A 15,790-nucleotide genomic window follows, 5' to 3' on the forward strand; every position below is an offset into this window, starting at 1 on the left:
ATTGGATCTGAGCCGTCGCCAGGCCCTGGAAAACCTGGGTTCATTGGACGCCCGTCGAGCCTGTCGTCATTCGTTCGTTTGCCGACAGGCGAGCGGGCCCGACGGGCACCAACCTCGCGCGGCGGAGGTCTCCCTTGCCGAACGGCCGACCCGGAAGGCTATAGTGCTAGGCAACTAGGTAAATGGAGGAACCGGTGATTGAGTTCCACCTGAACGGTCGGTCCGGCCTGTCCCCGTACCAGCAGCTGGTCCAGCAGGTGCGGCACGCCCTGCGCCTGGGTCTGCTGAAGGAGGGGGACAGGCTGCCGACGGTTAAGGATGTGGCGAAGCAGATGGCGGTCAACCCGAACACGGTGCTCAAGGCGTACCGCGAGCTGGAGCACGACGGCCTGGTTGCTGCCCGCCCCGGTGTCGGGACGTTCGTGACGAGGACGCTGGCCGATGCCTCGCTCGCCGCGCACGGCCCGCTCCGCAAGGACCTCCAGCGCTGGCTGACCAAGGCCCGCCTGGCCGGACTCGACGAGGAAAGCATCGAGGCACTGTTCATGAACACCTTTCACAACGCAGCCGGAGAGGACGTAGCGTGAGCGCCGTCTTACGAGCCCAGGCACTGGGCAAGAAGTACAAGCAGCGCTGGGCTCTGCAGAACTGCGACCTGGACGTCCCGGCCGGCCGGGTGGTGGGCCTGGTCGGACCCAACGGGGCAGGCAAGTCCACTCTGCTGAACCTGGCCTCCGGCATGCTCACCCCCACGGCCGGCAGCATCGAGGTGTGCGGCGGCCGTCCCGCCGAGGGCGTGGAACAGCTGGCCAAGGTCGGCTTCGTCGCCCAGGACACCCCGACATATGCGTCCCTGAGCGTCGCCGATCACCTCGACTTCGGCCAGCGACTCAACCCGAACTGGGACGACGCCGTGGCGCGGGACCGGATCCGTCGGCTCGGCCTGGACCCTAAACAGCGGGCCGGGAAACTGTCCGGGGGGCAGCGCGCGCAGCTCGCCCTCACCCTGGGCATCGCCAAACGCCCGGAGCTGCTCATCCTGGACGAGCCGGTCGCCGCCCTCGACCCGCTCGCCCGCCGGGAGTTCATGCAGGACCTGATGGAGGCCGTCGCCGAACACGAGATGAGCGTCGTACTCTCCTCCCACCTCGTCTCCGACGTGGAGCGGGCCTGCGACTACGTCATCGTCCTCGTCGACTCCCGGGTGCAGGTGGCCGGCGACATCGACGACCTGGTCGCCTCGCACCACCGGCTCACCGGCCCGCGCCGTGACCCGGACACGCTCCCGGCGGGCCAGCACGTCATCTCCGCCAGCCACACCGACCGGCAGACCACCCTCCTGGTACGCACCGACACCGCGGTCCACGATCCATCCTGGAGCGTGACCCCGCTCGGTCTGGAAGACATCGTCCTGGCCTATATGACCCGCCCCGCGGACGCGTTCCGTGATTCCCGACCCGCCCTTGAGGTGCTCCGATGATCTGGCTGACCTGGCGACAGTTCCGCACCCAGGCCACGGTCGTGTATCTCGCCCTGGCCTTCCTCGCCGTGCTCCTCGCGGTCACCGGCCCGCAGCTGGCCGACCTTTACGCCAGCGCCGGGGACGACCTGTTCGGCCGGATCACCAGCGCCGACCAGAGCGTGTACTACCTCGGCCTCGCAGTCGTCCTCCTCGTACCGGCCGTGATCGGCATGTTCTGGGGTGCACCGCTGATCACCCGTGAGCTGGAGACCGGTACGTACCGCCTGGCGTGGAACCAGAGCATCACCCGTACCCGCTGGCTCGCCACCAAGCTCGCCCTCACCAGCGTGGCCACCATGGCCGCCGCCGCCCTGGCCTCCCTCGCGGTGACCTGGTGGAGCAGTCCGATCGACCAGGCCGTCAACAGCGGCGGAACCGGTGCGGACCCCTTCTACCCGCGCATCGATCCCCTGGTCTTCGGTGGGCGCGGCGTCGTCCCGATCGGCTATGCCGCCTTCGCCTTCATCCTCGGCGTCACCCTTGGTGTGCTCATCCGTCGCACCGTGCCTGCGATGGCCGCCACCCTCGCCGCGTACGCCGTCGTGCAGATCGCGATGCCCCTGTGGGGCCGGCCCCACCTGGCCCCGTCCGTTGATGCCACGCTGTCGTTCACCGAGGCCAAACCGGTGAACATCGGCGTCGACGCCGTGCGCGCGGTGGACTTCGGCCAGCCGGGCGCCTGGATCCTGTCCGAACAGACCGTCAACGCCTCCGGCCGACCTGCCACCCTGCCCGAGTCGCTGACCGACTGCTCCTCCATGGCGGACTGCGCTGCCAACCTCACCAAGGCGGGGTACCGGCAGCAGGTCTCCTACCAGCCCGCCGGCAACTTCTGGACCCTTCAATGGGCCGAGACCGGGCTCTACCTCGGCCTCGCACTGGCCCTGACCGGGTTCTGTGCCTGGTGGATCCGCCGCCGACTGACCTGAAAGACACCACTCCCACTACGAAGTACCGCGAGGAGCAGCCGAGACCCGGTTGCCCCTCGCGGCGTTGTCCCCTCCTCGTTCAAGATCAATCTCACCGATGCGGCCGATGGGCTGGTGCCGGGCTTATGTGTGGGCGAGTTCCTGCAGCAGCGCGTCGAGGAACTCCGGGCAGTACAGGGCCTAGTCCGGATCGCCCCCGTCGTCATGGCCCTGTTCTCCCGAAGCTACGGCGAAGTGACAAGTAGCTCTCTGTAATCAGAGTGACGCTCGGTCGGGGAAAGCAGGGCGGGGTCCGGGGACTTCGCCGACCTGAAGGACGGTGAAGTCGGCGTGGGCCTGGTCGACGGCTTCGGGGTATGCCTCGCGCTTGGCGTGTTCGGCGAGCGCCCGGTAGATGCTGGCGACGGAGGGGCTGTGTCCCTTGCGCTTGCCGGTGGGGATGATCAGGTCGGGCTGGATCTGCTCGACGGACTCGCCGCCCGCACGGCGCCTCAGCACGGTGTGGAGCATGTCACCGGTGATGACCGGCGGCCGGCCACCGTGCTTGCCCTTGCGGGCCGCGGTGTCGAGCCCCTCCAGCGTCGACTCCCGGATGTTCTCCCGCTCGGTCTCCGCCATCGCCGCGAAGAACGCGAACAGCAGTTTCCCCGGCCCCGTCGGGTCGTAGATGCCGGGCAGGGGGCCGGCGAGCATCTCCAGGACCAGGCCGTGCGCGGTGAGGTGGTCGGCGAGCGCGGTGAGTTCGGCGGCGTCGCGGCCGAGCCGCTTCATCTCGTACACGGTGAAGATGACGCGGCAGTGCGGGGCGTGCGCCTTGACCTCCCGAGCTGTACGGAGCGCCTCCTCGAACCGGGGGCGGACCCGGACGCGGGTGCTGATCTTCTCGCTGAAGATCTTGTCTCTCGGGATGCCGTGCTTGCTGAGCGCGTCGAGCTGGGAGTCGAGTTCCTGCCCGAGGGTCGAGCAGCGGGCGTAGCCGATGCGGATGTCCGCGCTCGGTAGCTCCGGGTCGATCGGGGCCGGCGGCAGGGTGCCCGGCCGCCACGGCCGGCCCGGTCCGCGGTCGGCCGGGGTCGGCACACGCAGCGCCTTCTTCAGCCGGGGCACCTGGGTGAAGCGGCGGGTGTGGTAGGCGGAGGCGACCGCGCCGCCGCGCGAGCGGCACGGCGAGCCGGGCTGAGCATCACACTTCGGACAGGCGTGCTGTTCGACGTCGCCCGCGTCCGACCGGTCGGACGGGGAGGGCTGCTGAGGGGCCGTCATGGGCCCGGATTTTCGCACAATGCAAGTCTCAGAAGAGGGTCCGTCCCGCTTTTGATTGAGAACGGGTTCTGAGAACGAATCCGGGATCGGCGGGGGTCCGGAGGCCCAGTATTGATCTTGCTCGCGCAAAGGACCGTTTATGAGAGGGGCTGTTCTTCGCTAAGCAGGGCCTCGATGCTGCTTTCGCTTGCGGCACGACTTCGAGATCCTTCGCGAGCGGCCGACCAGCGAGCTGCAAGTTCCTCGTAGATCTCCGCGGCGCGGGTGGTCCTACCAGTCTCCAGTCGCTTGGCACTGATCCGGCGAGGAGTGACCGGAGACTGGCAGGGTTATCACCGCGGCGTTGCGATCAGCGAGGGCGGCTGTTGTTGTGAGAGTGCGGTCAGGCGGCGAAGGAGGCGAGCAGTTCGTTGTACTGCTTGGCGGCGGTGTTCAGGTCTTCGTCGGACAGCCCGAAGGCGGTGCCGTACACCTTGACCATCGGCTGCTGGAAGTCGAGCTGGCACAGCCGCAGGGTCGCCTCCCAGCTGTTGAGGAGGGTCTCCAGAGTGGCCTTGTTCGCGCCCTCGGGGGTGTAGTGATCGGCGGGGACACCGGCGGTGACGGCGACGACGGCCTTCTTGCCGGCCAGCTGCGAGGCAGAACCGTCCAGGGTGAAGGCCCAGCCAAAGGTGAAGACCTTGTCCTGCCACAGCTTGAACAGCGGGGTGGTGTTGTACCAGAACACCGGATGCTGGAAGACGATCACGTCGTGCTCCGCCAGCAGGGCCTGCTCGGCGTCGACGTCGATCTGGAAGTCGGGGTAGGTGGCGTAGAGATCGTGCACCGTGACATGGGGCAGATCGCGAACGGCGTCCACCAGAGCCGCGTTGGCCTTCGACTGGGACAGGTCGGGGTGAGCTACGACAAGGAGAACCTTGGACATGATGAGAAGACCTCTTCAGTGATCAGGGAGATGGGTGAGCGGATGCGGGTTGGTCGGGTGCGACGGGTCAGCACATCGCCGGGGCGTCGGATCAGCGGTCGATGGTGGCCATGTTCGCCTCGTCGTGGCGTTCGCCCGCGGCCGGTGTGAGGTTGTTGAGGCGGTCGAGCTGGGCGGCGCTGAGTTCGATGCCGTCGGCGGCGGTGTTCTCCTCGACGCGGGAGACCCGGCGGGTTCCGGGGATGGGGGCGATGTCGTCGCCGCGGGTCAGCAGCCAGGCCAGCGCGGTCTGGGCCGGGGTGGCGCCGATCTCGGCGCCGATGGCCTGTACTTCATCGACGATGCGCAGGTTGCGCTGGAAGTTCTCGCCGGTGAAGCGCGGGTTGGTCTTGCGCCAGTCGTCGTCGGCGAAGTCGTCGACGGTGCGGATCTGCCCGGTCAGCAGGCCGTGGCCGAGCGGCGAGTAGGGCACGAATCCGATACCGAGCTCGCGCAGCAGCGGGAGGATCTCGGCCTCGACGTCGCGGGTCCACAGGGAGTATTCGGTCTGCAGCGCGGCCACCGGGTGCACGGCGTGTGCCCGGCGGATCGTCTCGGGACTGGCCTCGGAGAGTCCGATGTGGCGAACCTTGCCTTCGGCGACCAGTTCGGCCAGCGCGCCGACGGTCTCCTCGATGGGTGTGTTCGGGTCGACGCGGTGCTGGTAGTAGAGGTCGATGTGGTCGGTGCCGAGCCGCTTGAGCGAGCCTTCGACGGCGGTCTTCACGTTGGCCGGGCTGCTGTCGATGACGCCGGGGCCGTCGCCGGCGTGGGAGACGATTCCGAACTTCGTCGCCACGACGACGTCGTCGCGGCGGCCCTTGATGGCCTTGCCGACGATTTCCTCGCTGTGGAAGGGGCCGTAGATCTCGGCGGTGTCGATGTGGGTGACCCCGAGGTCGAGCGCCCGGTGGATGGTGCGGATTGACTCGGCGTCGTCGAGCCCTCCGCCCGTGGTGTACATGCCGGCCATGGTCATGGCTCCCAGGCCGATGCGGGAGACATCGAGCCCGCCCAGGGATACGTGCTTCATCAGGTACTCCTTGTCGTGCCGGCCGTCAGGCCGTTCGGTGGTCGTGAGTGGTGGGGCGCCACTCGTTGGCGGACCGTGCTGGGGTGATCCGCGCGCTGACGACGCGTGGGCGTCGTTGCCCGAGTAGCGGGTCAGCGCCGTGGGCGCCCCCGGCGGCTTCCGGCCTCGGCCGGGCATGGTGCTCAGGCGTGGGTGTCGTCTTAAGGTCAGGCTGCCGAGGACATCGATGCCGCGGTCGTCTGTGATGTGCTTCGTCCAGGCGGCCGGGCGGGCCATGGGGGATTCGAGCTGGCCGCTGTCAGGTGGGGTCCGACGCTGGGGTTACCAGGGCCAGGCTGCGGTGGGCCCGCGGGCTGCGTCGGGTCAGTGCTCGTGGGCCGCCGGCTCCAGAACGAGGACGGGAATCTCACGGTCCGTGTTCTTCTGGTAATCGGCGTAGTCGGGGAACGCCTCAACCGCGCGGGCCCACCACAGGGCCTTCTCGTCCCCGGTCACCTCGCGTGCCAGCATGTCCTGGCGCACCGGGCCGTCCTGAAGCTCGACCCGGGGGTCGGCCACCGCGTTGTGATACCAGACCGGGTGCTTGGGGGCTCCTGCCATGGAGGCGACCACGGCGTAGACGCCGTCGTGCTCCACCCGCATGACCGGGGTCTTGCGGATCTTGCCGCTCTTCGCGCCCAGGGTGGTCAGGATAACGACGGGCAGGTCCCGCAGTCTCTCGTCTTCCTTCCGTGCGACCAGGACGCTCAGCGTCGTTCCCTGCGTGCCGCCGGAGCTTTCGTACAGCTCCACCTGGTCCCGTACAAACTGCGCCTTGCTCGGCTCGTACTCGCCTTTGAGGGGCATGTTGACTCTCTCCGTGCTGTCGAAACGCACCCGGGGCGGTCCTGCGCCTCAGCCGGGATCCGGGTGTGGTGCTCAGGCGTGGGCGTCGTCGTAGGCGAGGTTGTCGCCGAGTTCGCGGGAGGCGTTGGCCTGGGCGAGGAGTTCCTTCGCCTTGGCCTCGGCGGCCTCGATGGCGTCCGCGCCGGCGACGAAGCGCTGCAGGGGCTTGTCCTGGTCAACGATGATCAGCAGGGCACGGGCGAGCTTGGCGGGGTCGCCGGCCTGCTTGCCGTTGATGCTCTTGATGCCCTCGATCCTGGGGGCGGTGCGCGGGGCGTAGTCGTCGATGGACAGCTCGGGCCAGGTGGGGGACCCGTCCACGAGGAATTCGGTGCGGAAGTAGCCAGGCTCCACGGCTGTGGTGTGGATCCCGTAGGGCTCGACGTCGTAGCGCAGGGATTCCATCCAGCCCTCTTCCGCGAACTTGGAGGCGGCGTAGGCGGAGGTGAATTCCATGCCGACCAGTCCGGCGGTCGAGGTGATGGTGATGATGTGCCCGGCGCGCTGCTTGCGCAGGACGGGCAGGACGGCGCGGGTGACGTTCATCGGGCCGAAGAGGTTGGTCTCGAACTGCTGGCGCATCTGCGCGGGCGAGATCTCCTCGAAGTAGCCGGCGACAAGATACCCGGCGTTGTTGATCAGGACGTCAATACGGCCGAAACGGTCGACGGCTGCCTGCGCGGCGGCCTCGGCGTCTTCCAGGCTGGTGACGTCCAGCTCGGCGACCAGCAGGTTGTCCTGCGGTCCGCCGAGGGCCTTCTCGACCTCGTCGGGGCGACGGCCGGTGGCGACGACCTGGTGGCCGGCGGCGAGGGCCTCGCGGGCGATGTCGGCGCCCAGGCCGCGTCCGGCGCCGGTGACGAGAATGACCTTGCTCATGAGGAATTTCCTTTCAGACGCCGTGATCCGGCACCTGGTGTGTGCGGGGGTGATGCATGCAGCGCCGCGGAGGGGGCTGGGACCGGCGGTACGAGCGCCGTCTGTCCGGGCGGTTCACACCGCCGTGGGCGGTGCACCACCAACAAAACCGCTTGTCACGGGAGTGTGGGAGTCCCTCTTGAGGGGGTCACTGACAGGGACCCCCAACCCGGCGGACGCGCTCGTAGAGTGAAGCGCATGGCAGGCAGAAACGACCCCAACGGCAGCAACCGCGACATTCGTGCCGATTTCCGCGCGGAGATCCGGGAATTCCTGGGCACGCGGCGGGCCCGGGTCACCCCCGAGCAGGCCGGACTGCCCCTGTACGGCGGAGAGCGCCGACGGGTCACCGGGCTGCGCCGCGAGGAGGTCGCCCTGCTGGCGGGCATTTCCAGCGAGTACTACACGCGGCTGGAGCGCGGCAACGCCACCGGCGTCTCCGAGAGCGTCATCGAGGGCATCGCGCAAGCACTGCAGCTCGACGAGGCCGAACGCATCCACCTGCTCGACCTCCTGCGCGGCGCCGGCACTACCCGTCCGCCCCGCCGCCGACCGGCCCAGCAGCGTGTACGGCCCACGGTGCAGCGCGTCCTCGACTCGATGACCGGCACACCCGCCTTCATCCTCAGCGGACGCGGGGACATCCTGGCCGCCAACCACCTCGGGCGCACCCTGTACTCCCCGGTCTACGCCGACCCGGTGCGCCCGCCCAACAACTCCAGGTTCGTCTTCCTCGACACGCGCGCGACTGAATTCTTCCGCGACTGGGACCAGGTCGCAGGCGACTGTGTCGCCATGCTGCGCGCCGAGGCCGGCCGCGATCTCTACGACCGGCGGCTGACCGACCTGATCGGCGAACTGTCCACCCGCAGCGCGGAATTCCGTCACCGCTGGGCCGCCCACAACGTCCGCATGCACACCACCGGCGTGAAACTTCTGCACCACCCGGTCGTCGGCGACCTCGACCTACCGTTCGAAACCTTCCCGGTGGGCGGCGACCCCAGCCAGTTCCTCCTCACCTACACCGCCGAACCCCACTCACCCTCGCAGGACGCCCTGAACCTGCTGGCCAGCTGGGCCACGGACAACGAGGACATCGAGCGGTCCGCGCCGGCCAACGACTCGAAACGCGCCGACTCGACAGAGACACCCGACTGAACGACGGGCCACTCGAAGCGACATGCCCGCCCGCGAACACCACAACTGACCACCCGGACGGCATCACCCGAAACGCATCGGGGCGGGCGAGGGTGGCGAGCGGTTCACACGGACGCGGCCGAGGCGCCTCGGGATCCGGCCAGGCACAGGGCCCGAGGTGTCATGCCGGGGCCGCGGCTGTCTCTCCCTGCGGGGTGCGGGGGCCGGGCACCGTCGTCCGGATGGACAGGTCCAGATCGAGGCGGCTGTTCATGTCCAGCTCGAACCGGCCATAGGGGTTCACGTGGGTCCAGAACAGCGGGGACAGGGCCCGCCGGTCGGCGTCGGTGAGCCGCTTCTGCCACTTCTCCTCGCTCAGGATGTCCTGAAGGAGCAGAGTGTTGACGTGCACCAACGCCGACTGAAGCAGGTGCAGGGCGAGCATGGACACCTCCTGGGACTCCTTGTCGGAACCGGTCAGGTCGCCGTCCTTGCCGTAGAACAGGTCATGGTTGGCGGAGTTCCAGTTCTCCACCACCTGGAGCCCGTCGCTGATCTCCCGGCGCAGGTCCGCGTCGGCGAGGTAGTCGCAGATGAACGCCGTACGCACCGCCCGCCCGAGTTCCTCGATCGCCCGGTACGTCGGGTGCTTGGGTCCGCCGCGGGTGAAGCGCCGCAGGACCTGCTCGGCCTCGGCGGTGCCCAGGCGCAGGGCGGTGGTGTACTTCACGATCTGGTCGTACTGCTGGCGGATCAGGTCCCAGTCGATCGTCTTGGTCGACAGCACCGGCGCCAGGTTCGGCCACTTCTCGTCCTCCCCGGCCGCCGGCCGGTACAACCTGGCCGAGCCGACATTCTTCAGCCTCGGGAGCAGGTTGAAGCCGAGCATGTGAGCGAAGGCGAACCCGACGATGGAGGCGCCGTGCGTGTCGGTGTACTGCCGGTCGATCTCCACGTCCGTGCAGTGCCGCAGCACGCCCTCGATCATCGCGGCGACCTCGGAGGCCGAGCAGGACTTGAGCTGGCTGTAGACGCACAGCGACTTCTTCTCGACGTGCCAGTAGATCATCACCCCGGGGCCGCGGTAGCGCTGGTGCCACTCGGTCATGAAGTTGCTGGACCAGGAGCCGAACTTCTTGGAGTCGCTGGCGCAGGCGGTTCCCTCGCCCCACCACGCCGCATCGCGGGCGGCGAAGGTGGCGTTGACCAGCCGCACCAGCGCCGCGCGCAGGTTGGTGCGGTTGACGAACAGGTGCCGCACCCGGCGCAGGACGGCCTCGCTCTCGCCGTGCTTGCCGGTGACCGCGACGCGCTTGATGCCCATGTTGGTGCCGAGTGCGAACAGCACCAGCAGAAGGCGGCGCCGCAGCACCGCCTTCGGCACCGCCTCCCTGGTGGCGACCGAGGTGAACTCGGACGTGAAGCCGGTGGCGAACTCGGCCTCCTTGAGCATGTCGATCAGGTCGATGGTGCCCCAGCGGCGTTCGATCTCCGCCTTCAGCGCGACGAGGTTTTCCGGTTCCTCCTGCTTGCCCAGCGGCGAGACCTTGATCCACGGCTCGCCGTGCTTCCTGACGATGTCCACCCCGCCCGTGGTGCCCAGCTCCAGAGCGGTGTCGAAGCGGGTCAGGGCCTCGTGCAGCTTCTTCTGAAGGGCCCCGATGAACTTCTCCGGGTCTTGCGGCTGGCGGATCGCGTCGTAGTGCACATCGCGGTTGTCCTCGAAGTCCGGCGGCAGGTCGTCCTCCGGGTTCCGCCACCGGTTCGCCCCTGGCACCCAGACCTCCCGCCGCCGCAGCGCGTCCCGCAGCGCCACGAGCACGCATAGCTCGTACGGGATGCGTTCGACCCGGCCGCGCTCGTCCACCACCGCCTTGCGCCATTCCTCACGGACCACGCCGCCCAGCGGGATCTTCTCCGCCTCGTCGAAGAACGCGCCCTCCTTGGCGATGGGCTGGTCCAGGTACCGCTTGAGCAGGTCGATGGCGTCCATCGCCGGCCGGTAGGCGGTGTTGTTGCACTTCAGGTCTAGCGCGTTCAGCAGCGGCGAGAGCATCCGCCGCCAGTGGTTGGAGTACGACGAGCGCAGTACGGTGCGCACCCGGGCCCGGTAACGCGCCTCGTTCGCTGCGGCCTCCGCCGCCAGCGCCTTCAGCGTGGACTCCCCTGCCACCGGATAGATCACCTTACGGACCGTGCCGCCCGGCTCCGCGACCGCCGCCTCCGCCAGCCGCAGCAGGATGCCTTCCTTGCCGCGCACCCGCTTGAGCTCCCTGTTGAACTCGCCCTCGACCTTCTTCTCCGCCCGCGTGTTGATCTTCTGCACGAGCTGGATGAACAGCTCCACCAGCGAGTCGGTGATCTCCGTCTGGCGCACATGGCACAGCGTGGCCAGCAGCGTGTACCGCACCGGCCCGGCCGCCGCCCGCAGGTCCGAGGGGTACTCCTTCGCCGCCCGCGCCCTCCAGGCCGCCACCAGCTTCTCCGAGACGTCCGCAAACAGGTCCGGCGGCAACTCCAGCGCCCGAACCCGCTGGAGCTTGTTCACCTCCGCCAGCAGGCTGTCCAGCCCCAGCGCGCCCGGGTCCGCCTTCAGTTCGGTGAAGAAGGTGCCCCCGCCGCCCGCGCTCTCATCCGTGCCGGCGTCCTCGGCGATCAGGTCGTCCAGCCGGGACCGGGTCGCCGCCGACAGCCGGCCCACCGTGGCCGCGCAGAACCGTTCCTCGAAGGTGTTGACCGCCCTGCCCACCAGCCGGGCGATCTGGCCCGGGGCCGGCGGCTCCGCCATCACCACCGAGACCGGGATGCCGATCTACCTCTGCAAACCACGGAGCCCGTGGCAGCGCGGCACCAACGAGAACACCAACCGGCGGCTACGGCAGTACCTCCCCAAGGGAGCGGACCTCCGCACGTTCAACCAGGCCGACCTGGACGCCATCGCTCACGAGCTCAATCACCGTCCGCGCAAGACCCACGGTTACCGCACTCCGGCGGAAGTCTACGCTGACCTTCTGAACAGCGGTGATGCGCTGACCGCTTGAGCTCGCCACCCGGACATTCCGGGACTCCGGGGTGGTGCTGATCCAATCAGATCCGATGGTGATTGCTGACAGGGTTTGACGACAGATAGGGTCCGATCCTCCGCGCGGAAGGGGGCCTTCGGTGGCGAACCTGGTCTACAAGCGGGTGTCGACCGACCAGCAGTCGACGGCTCGGCAGAACCTCGTCCTGGACGAGGCCGGCATCGAGGGCCCGGTCGTCTTCGAGGAGGACCCGGGCACTTCCAGCCGCCTCCATCCCCTCCAGCGCCCGAAGTTCCGCGAGCTGCTGACCTACGCGCGGCCGGGCGACACCGTGCACATCTCCGAGATGTTCCGCCTCGTACGCGGTACCGGGCACATCCTCGACGTGCTCGACGTCCTGCACGCCGACCGCCTCGCCCTGCGCATCCACGACGGCGCGTTCTCCGCGATGGACCTCACCGCCCGCCACCCTCGAACAGGCGAGCTGTTGTCCACGGTGAAGTTCATGGTGCAGACCCTCGCCGCCGCCGGCGAACTCCAGCGTGACCTCCAGCGGGAGCTGACGTACGACGGGCTGCGTGCCGCCGAGGCCAAGGGCAGCAAGGGCGGGCGCCGCCCGGCCGTCCCGGCCGGGAAGACCGACGCCGTGCGCACCGCGTACCTGGAAGGCCGCTCCATCGCAGCCCTCGCTCGCGAACACGGCGTCAGCCGCGGCGCCATCCGCACGGCCGTCGCCGACCTCATGCCCGAGCACACCGCCGCCGACGAGAACAGCCCGGCCCCGGAGCTGCCAGTCACCCTCGACATGCCGGGCAAGGTCGCCGACTTCCTCCGCGCCACCGAGCTGGACGACGCCGAGCGGGCCGCGCTCGATCACGGGGTGACCGTACGACGCGGCCAGGGCTACACCCTGCGAGTGAGCGCCGTGCCCACGGTCCACCGCCAGCTCCTAGCCCGCTGCCAGCCCCTCGACGGCACCCCGGCCATTCCGGCACAGAGAGCGAGTACGAGAATCGCGTCAACATCCTCGTGGCCGACATCCAGCGCTGAAGCGGCCGTCCAGGACCGCGGCCCCGAACGTCACGCAGGGCTACACGCCACCTAGCCGTAGCTATACGAGAACAGAGCCTTGTCGCAGCGCACCGCGCTGATCCTCTTCATAGCCATAGGCGTCGGCATCGGCATCGGCGTACTGACCTTCTTTGCCGAGAAGTCCTACCCCAAGGCGGTCATCGCCGGTGTCCTCGCTGCCGGGGGCTGCACAGCAGGACTGCACAACCTGATCGACTAGCTGGCGGGGTCGGGCAGGATCGACCTGCCCGACCCCGCGGCCTCTCGGACGTCAGGCGGCGCTGAGCTCCTGGGCGGGACTCCCGCGCCACACCACCTACTGCGGATCGTCCAAGATGGCCTCGGGATCCGCGACGCCAGCGCCTTCGAGGAACACGACCAGGTCGTGGTCGCTGTAGGCGCTGCCGAGAATCTCGTCTCAGCCGCCGCTGTGCACGGTGCCTCTCCGACCGCCCGGGGTGGAGGGCCGGTGCACGACGATCGGCGCGCTGGTCACGCCTTCCAGCGTGCCTCGGGCCAGTTCGAAGGGCGAGTCAGCCGGGACGGTCAGGGAGTGTCGCCGGTCCGTTCGAAGCGGGCCAGGTCGCCAGTATCAATTATCTGCCCGAGGCAGGTGCCACGTATTTCTGCTTCTGGACGATCAGCCCAACCAGTGGAAGTCAGTCGTCCGCTCGTTGGAGGACAGCGTTGGTCGATAGCGGGGTCCATCCCTCGCCAATGGGGGCCAGGGCATTGGCGGGAGCGGGCGTTCCGACCGGCGCGCTGTATACCCGTCCTGTGTGTTCCCACGACGTCGACTTCAGCACGACCTCTTGGCCGAACAGCTCAGGCTGGAGCTCAAGGACCCCGGCGGACTGAAGGACCCGAACGTAGTTGAGTAGTTCAATCGCGCTGACCATGACCCAGGCGACTAGAGGCACTGCAGCACGGAACCGTTCGGACAGGCCAAATGGATCAGTTTCCTTGAGCCGTTCACTGTCGTGGTGAACGACATCACCGTAGATCCATGCCATCGCCAACCGTTGGTCGTCGAGATTGTCAGCCTGGCCGGTGATGGTGTTGCCGATCATGACCTGGTACCCGATCTCACTCGAGGGTGTCGCCCCTGCTCTCGCGCGCCACTCAGCCCGCGCCGCCTTCACCCACTTCTTCTCGTCCGGCATCGACCGGCAGAAGTACCCCACACCTGCCAAAGCCTTCAGATATGAACAGGCGTCGGTCTCCAGCAGGAGAGGCCTGATCCTCGCGGCAGCCGACTCGACCAGCTCTTCGGCTGGAAAGTCCTGCCGGAAGCGTGCCTCACCGTTCTCAAGGACGGTCACCGAATACGGCGCTCCGGCTAGAGCAACTAGAGCGTCCCAATCAGCCGCGAGCGAGTGCGCTTCCACCCGACGAGCACGCAACACAAACGCCGCAAGATTGGCGCGGTGCCGCGCCGCCACATGGGCCTCCGACAGGGCACCTGTTGCCATGAGCTTCTCCAACAGTCTGGCCACGGCCCCGGTCCAGAGCCGCGCGGTTGGTGCAAGGATGACCTGACAGGCATACGGACATCAATTCGTTTCATCTGCGGGCCATGCGGGGTACGCAAAACAGACGGCCGGCACACCCAGACCTTGCTCGATAAGGGCCGGCGCTCCCCACTCACCGCCCTGGTGAAGGGCAAGCAGCAGGAGAAGGAGGCCGCCGCGGTATGAGCAGGCGGCACCCGTGTGGGTGATGACAGCCGGGCGGTTCGGCGAGACGCTCAGCAGAAAATCGAGAACACCACAGACCACTTCAGGGCCCGGCCGCGCAGCGCGGCCAGGCTCGCGCCGTGGCGGCACGGCTGTACCGCAGCAGCTGCGTCGCCCGGGCCGCCCGGCGTACTCCTTGGGCGAGGGTGCCGGCCGTCGCATGACACGGTCCGAGCGCATCCGTCCGAGGACCTCGACGGGCAGCCCGGCCAAGAGGTAGGCCATGCGCGGGGCGTCGTAGCCGGCGTCGAAGACGATCAGGACGTTGGGATCCCCCGACTCCCACTGGCCGCCCTCGATCAGGTCAGTCACCACGCGGCGGACCTGGGCAGCGGTGACCTCGGCGACGTCGTCATCAGTGCCGAGGCGGAAAGCGTCCGGCAACTGGCACCAGGATGTGCGACCGGTTTCCAGCGCGGCGACGAACGAGTACGGCCAGCCGGGAACGAACTGGTCACTGGAGCGTCCACTGCGTCCGTAGACGTGGCAGAACAGCCGCTCCGGGCTGCACGGAGCGTCCGGGCGCAGCCAGTTGGTGACGTCGACCGCGAGGACGATGCGGTCGTCGGCCGCCTTGGGCTGCGGCAGCACCGCCAGGGCGTGGCGAAGCGCGTCCGCGTCGATGCGGCCGCAGCTCAGCGCGTCATACAACGCGCCGTGACCACGGCGGTGCTCGGCCAGCAGCGTCAGGTCCACCGGCGAGGTCACCGGCCCGCCGTCGCACAACATCGCGTCGGTGAGCTCGAAGAGGGTGTCACCGCGTCGGGTCAGGCACGCGTACAGGCCCTCCCGGAAGTGTGACGTGAAGTCGAACGCGTCCCGCCGGGCATCGTGGTCCAGCACACTCACCTCTGCGGCCTTCGTATGAATTCTGATTCCGTGGCGGAACGCAGGATCATGCGAGGGCCGTCCGCCTGCCCGGCGAATCCCCGGACGAACGAACCCGTTCGAGGTGTCGTTCGGAGTCATGGCACCAGGTCCGGCATGACGACGAACTGAAAGGTCCATGCCGCGTAGACGGCCAGGACACATCCGGGCTGGCATCTCCCGCGGCCACCGGACACCAGACGCAAACCCCGTCATCGACGGCCTGTCCTCGCGTGCACTGTCAGAGATCTACCGTCTCGAGCGCACCCGGAATTATCTGCAGCCAGGCGACGTCAGCGCAGCCGTGCGCTTGTGGAAGGACTACGTCCGCGTCCCGAGCGCGAACTGTGGCACGACTACGAGTGGGGCAACGTGCACTGGTACTGCTGCGGCAATCCCGTCGACCGTGGCCTGCTGGTCGACCTGAGCGCGAACCCGCAAG

At 68.3% G+C, this 15,790-nt stretch carries 13 protein-coding genes and 2 pseudogenes; 7 read left to right on the forward strand and 8 right to left on the reverse strand.

Annotated features, from left to right (window positions below):
* Positions 1-182: 182 nt before the first annotated feature.
* The 3 genes from ACFY01_RS43925 to ACFY01_RS43935 are packed head-to-tail and all read left to right on the forward strand — an operon-like array spanning position 183 to position 2,451.
* A complete protein-coding gene (locus ACFY01_RS43925; RefSeq protein WP_390741392.1) occupies positions 183-587 on the forward strand; it encodes a GntR family transcriptional regulator in 405 nt (134 codons plus the stop codon).
* The gene (locus ACFY01_RS43930; protein WP_390741393.1) at positions 584-1,480 is read left to right on the forward strand and encodes an ABC transporter ATP-binding protein; all 897 of its coding nucleotides are present in this window, start codon (positions 584-586) and stop codon (positions 1,478-1,480) included. The genes ACFY01_RS43925 and ACFY01_RS43930 overlap by 4 nt, the downstream gene beginning before the upstream one ends.
* On the forward strand, positions 1,477-2,451 hold the full coding sequence (locus ACFY01_RS43935; protein WP_390741394.1) for a transporter: 975 nt from the start codon (positions 1,477-1,479) through the stop codon (positions 2,449-2,451). The genes ACFY01_RS43930 and ACFY01_RS43935 overlap by 4 nt, the downstream gene beginning before the upstream one ends.
* A 255-nt stretch (positions 2,452-2,706) precedes the next feature.
* On the opposite strand, the gene ACFY01_RS43940 is transcribed toward ACFY01_RS43935, so the two are convergent.
* The 5 genes from ACFY01_RS43940 to ACFY01_RS43960 form a co-directional block, all read right to left on the reverse strand.
* Positions 2,707-3,714 (reverse strand): recombinase family protein, encoded by a 1,008-nt coding sequence (locus ACFY01_RS43940; protein WP_390741395.1) that lies wholly within the window; start codon positions 3,712-3,714, stop codon positions 2,707-2,709.
* A 382-nt stretch (positions 3,715-4,096) separates the two neighbouring features.
* Positions 4,097-4,639: an NAD(P)H-dependent oxidoreductase gene (locus ACFY01_RS43945; RefSeq protein WP_057577317.1), complete on the reverse strand. Its 543-nt coding sequence runs from the start codon at positions 4,637-4,639 to the stop codon at positions 4,097-4,099.
* 91 nt (positions 4,640-4,730) lie between these two features.
* Entirely contained in the window at positions 4,731-5,711 is a 981-nt protein-coding gene (locus ACFY01_RS43950; RefSeq protein ID WP_390741396.1) for an aldo/keto reductase, read from the reverse strand.
* 363 nt (positions 5,712-6,074) lie between these two features.
* Positions 6,075-6,557, reverse strand: a complete 483-nt coding sequence (locus ACFY01_RS43955) for a nitroreductase family deazaflavin-dependent oxidoreductase (protein ID WP_390741397.1) — start codon at positions 6,555-6,557, stop codon at positions 6,075-6,077.
* Positions 6,558-6,629: 72 nt separating this feature from the next.
* Positions 6,630-7,475, reverse strand: coding sequence for an SDR family oxidoreductase (locus ACFY01_RS43960; protein ID WP_390741398.1), 846 nt, complete (start codon positions 7,473-7,475; stop codon positions 6,630-6,632).
* 237 nt (positions 7,476-7,712) lie between these two features.
* Here ACFY01_RS43960 and ACFY01_RS43965 point away from each other — a divergent pair, with 237 nt between their 5' ends.
* Positions 7,713-8,672 carry a helix-turn-helix domain-containing protein gene (locus ACFY01_RS43965; protein WP_390741399.1) on the forward strand — a complete coding sequence of 320 codons (960 nt, stop codon included), beginning with the start codon at positions 7,713-7,715 and terminating at the stop codon, positions 8,670-8,672.
* 160 nt (positions 8,673-8,832) lie between these two features.
* On the opposite strand, the gene ACFY01_RS43970 is transcribed toward ACFY01_RS43965, so the two are convergent.
* Positions 8,833-11,439, reverse strand: coding sequence for a Tn3 family transposase (locus tag ACFY01_RS43970; RefSeq protein WP_390741400.1), 2,607 nt, complete (start codon positions 11,437-11,439; stop codon positions 8,833-8,835).
* 7 nt (positions 11,440-11,446) lie between these two features.
* Here ACFY01_RS43970 and ACFY01_RS43975 point away from each other — a divergent pair.
* The 3 genes and pseudogenes from ACFY01_RS43975 to ACFY01_RS43985 form a co-directional block, all read left to right on the forward strand.
* A pseudogene (locus ACFY01_RS43975) lies at positions 11,447-11,692 on the forward strand (IS30 family transposase); the annotation flags it as partial.
* 121 nt (positions 11,693-11,813) lie between these two features.
* Positions 11,814-12,779 carry a recombinase family protein gene (locus ACFY01_RS43980; protein ID WP_390741401.1) on the forward strand — a complete coding sequence of 322 codons (966 nt, stop codon included), beginning with the start codon at positions 11,814-11,816 and terminating at the stop codon, positions 12,777-12,779.
* 24 nt (positions 12,780-12,803) lie between these two features.
* Positions 12,804-12,965, forward strand: a complete 162-nt coding sequence (locus ACFY01_RS43985) for a hypothetical protein (protein ID WP_390741402.1) — start codon at positions 12,804-12,806, stop codon at positions 12,963-12,965.
* A 439-nt stretch (positions 12,966-13,404) separates the two neighbouring features.
* Here the strand turns inward: ACFY01_RS43985 and ACFY01_RS43990 are convergent, their stop codons facing one another.
* Both ACFY01_RS43990 and ACFY01_RS43995 read right to left on the reverse strand, forming a co-directional pair.
* Positions 13,405-14,217 carry a hypothetical protein gene (locus tag ACFY01_RS43990; RefSeq protein WP_390741403.1) on the reverse strand — a complete coding sequence of 271 codons (813 nt, stop codon included), beginning with the start codon at positions 14,215-14,217 and terminating at the stop codon, positions 13,405-13,407.
* A 285-nt stretch (positions 14,218-14,502) separates the two neighbouring features.
* Positions 14,503-15,330 (reverse strand): annotated as a pseudogene (locus tag ACFY01_RS43995) (transposase); the annotation flags it as partial.
* Positions 15,331-15,790: the final 460 nt, after the last annotated feature.

Origin of the sequence: Streptomyces sp. NPDC001480 (genome assembly GCF_042894725.1) — a bacterium.
In the GTDB taxonomy this organism is placed as follows: Bacteria; Actinomycetota; Actinomycetes; order Streptomycetales; family Streptomycetaceae; genus Streptomyces.

Bases quoted from the DNA above. Each gene is read 5' to 3' on its own strand.
- ACFY01_RS43925 (WP_390741392.1), top strand. From the start codon at position 183: ATGGAGGAACCGGTGATTGAGTTCCACCTGAACGGTCGGTCCGGCCTG.
- ACFY01_RS43935 (WP_390741394.1), top strand. From the start codon at position 1,477: ATGATCTGGCTGACCTGGCGACAGTTCCGCACCCAGGCCACGGTCGTG.
- ACFY01_RS43940 (WP_390741395.1), bottom strand. From the start codon at position 3,714: ATGACGGCCCCTCAGCAGCCCTCCCCGTCCGACCGGTCGGACGCGGGC.
- ACFY01_RS43945 (WP_057577317.1), bottom strand. From the start codon at position 4,639: ATGTCCAAGGTTCTCCTTGTCGTAGCTCACCCCGACCTGTCCCAGTCG.
- ACFY01_RS43950 (WP_390741396.1), bottom strand. From the start codon at position 5,711: ATGAAGCACGTATCCCTGGGCGGGCTCGATGTCTCCCGCATCGGCCTG.
- ACFY01_RS43955 (WP_390741397.1), bottom strand. From the start codon at position 6,557: ATGCCCCTCAAAGGCGAGTACGAGCCGAGCAAGGCGCAGTTTGTACGG.
- ACFY01_RS43960 (WP_390741398.1), bottom strand. From the start codon at position 7,475: ATGAGCAAGGTCATTCTCGTCACCGGCGCCGGACGCGGCCTGGGCGCC.
- ACFY01_RS43965 (WP_390741399.1), top strand. From the start codon at position 7,713: ATGGCAGGCAGAAACGACCCCAACGGCAGCAACCGCGACATTCGTGCC.
- ACFY01_RS43970 (WP_390741400.1), bottom strand. From the start codon at position 11,439: ATGGCGGAGCCGCCGGCCCCGGGCCAGATCGCCCGGCTGGTGGGCAGG.
- ACFY01_RS43990 (WP_390741403.1), bottom strand. From the start codon at position 14,217: ATGGCAACAGGTGCCCTGTCGGAGGCCCATGTGGCGGCGCGGCACCGC.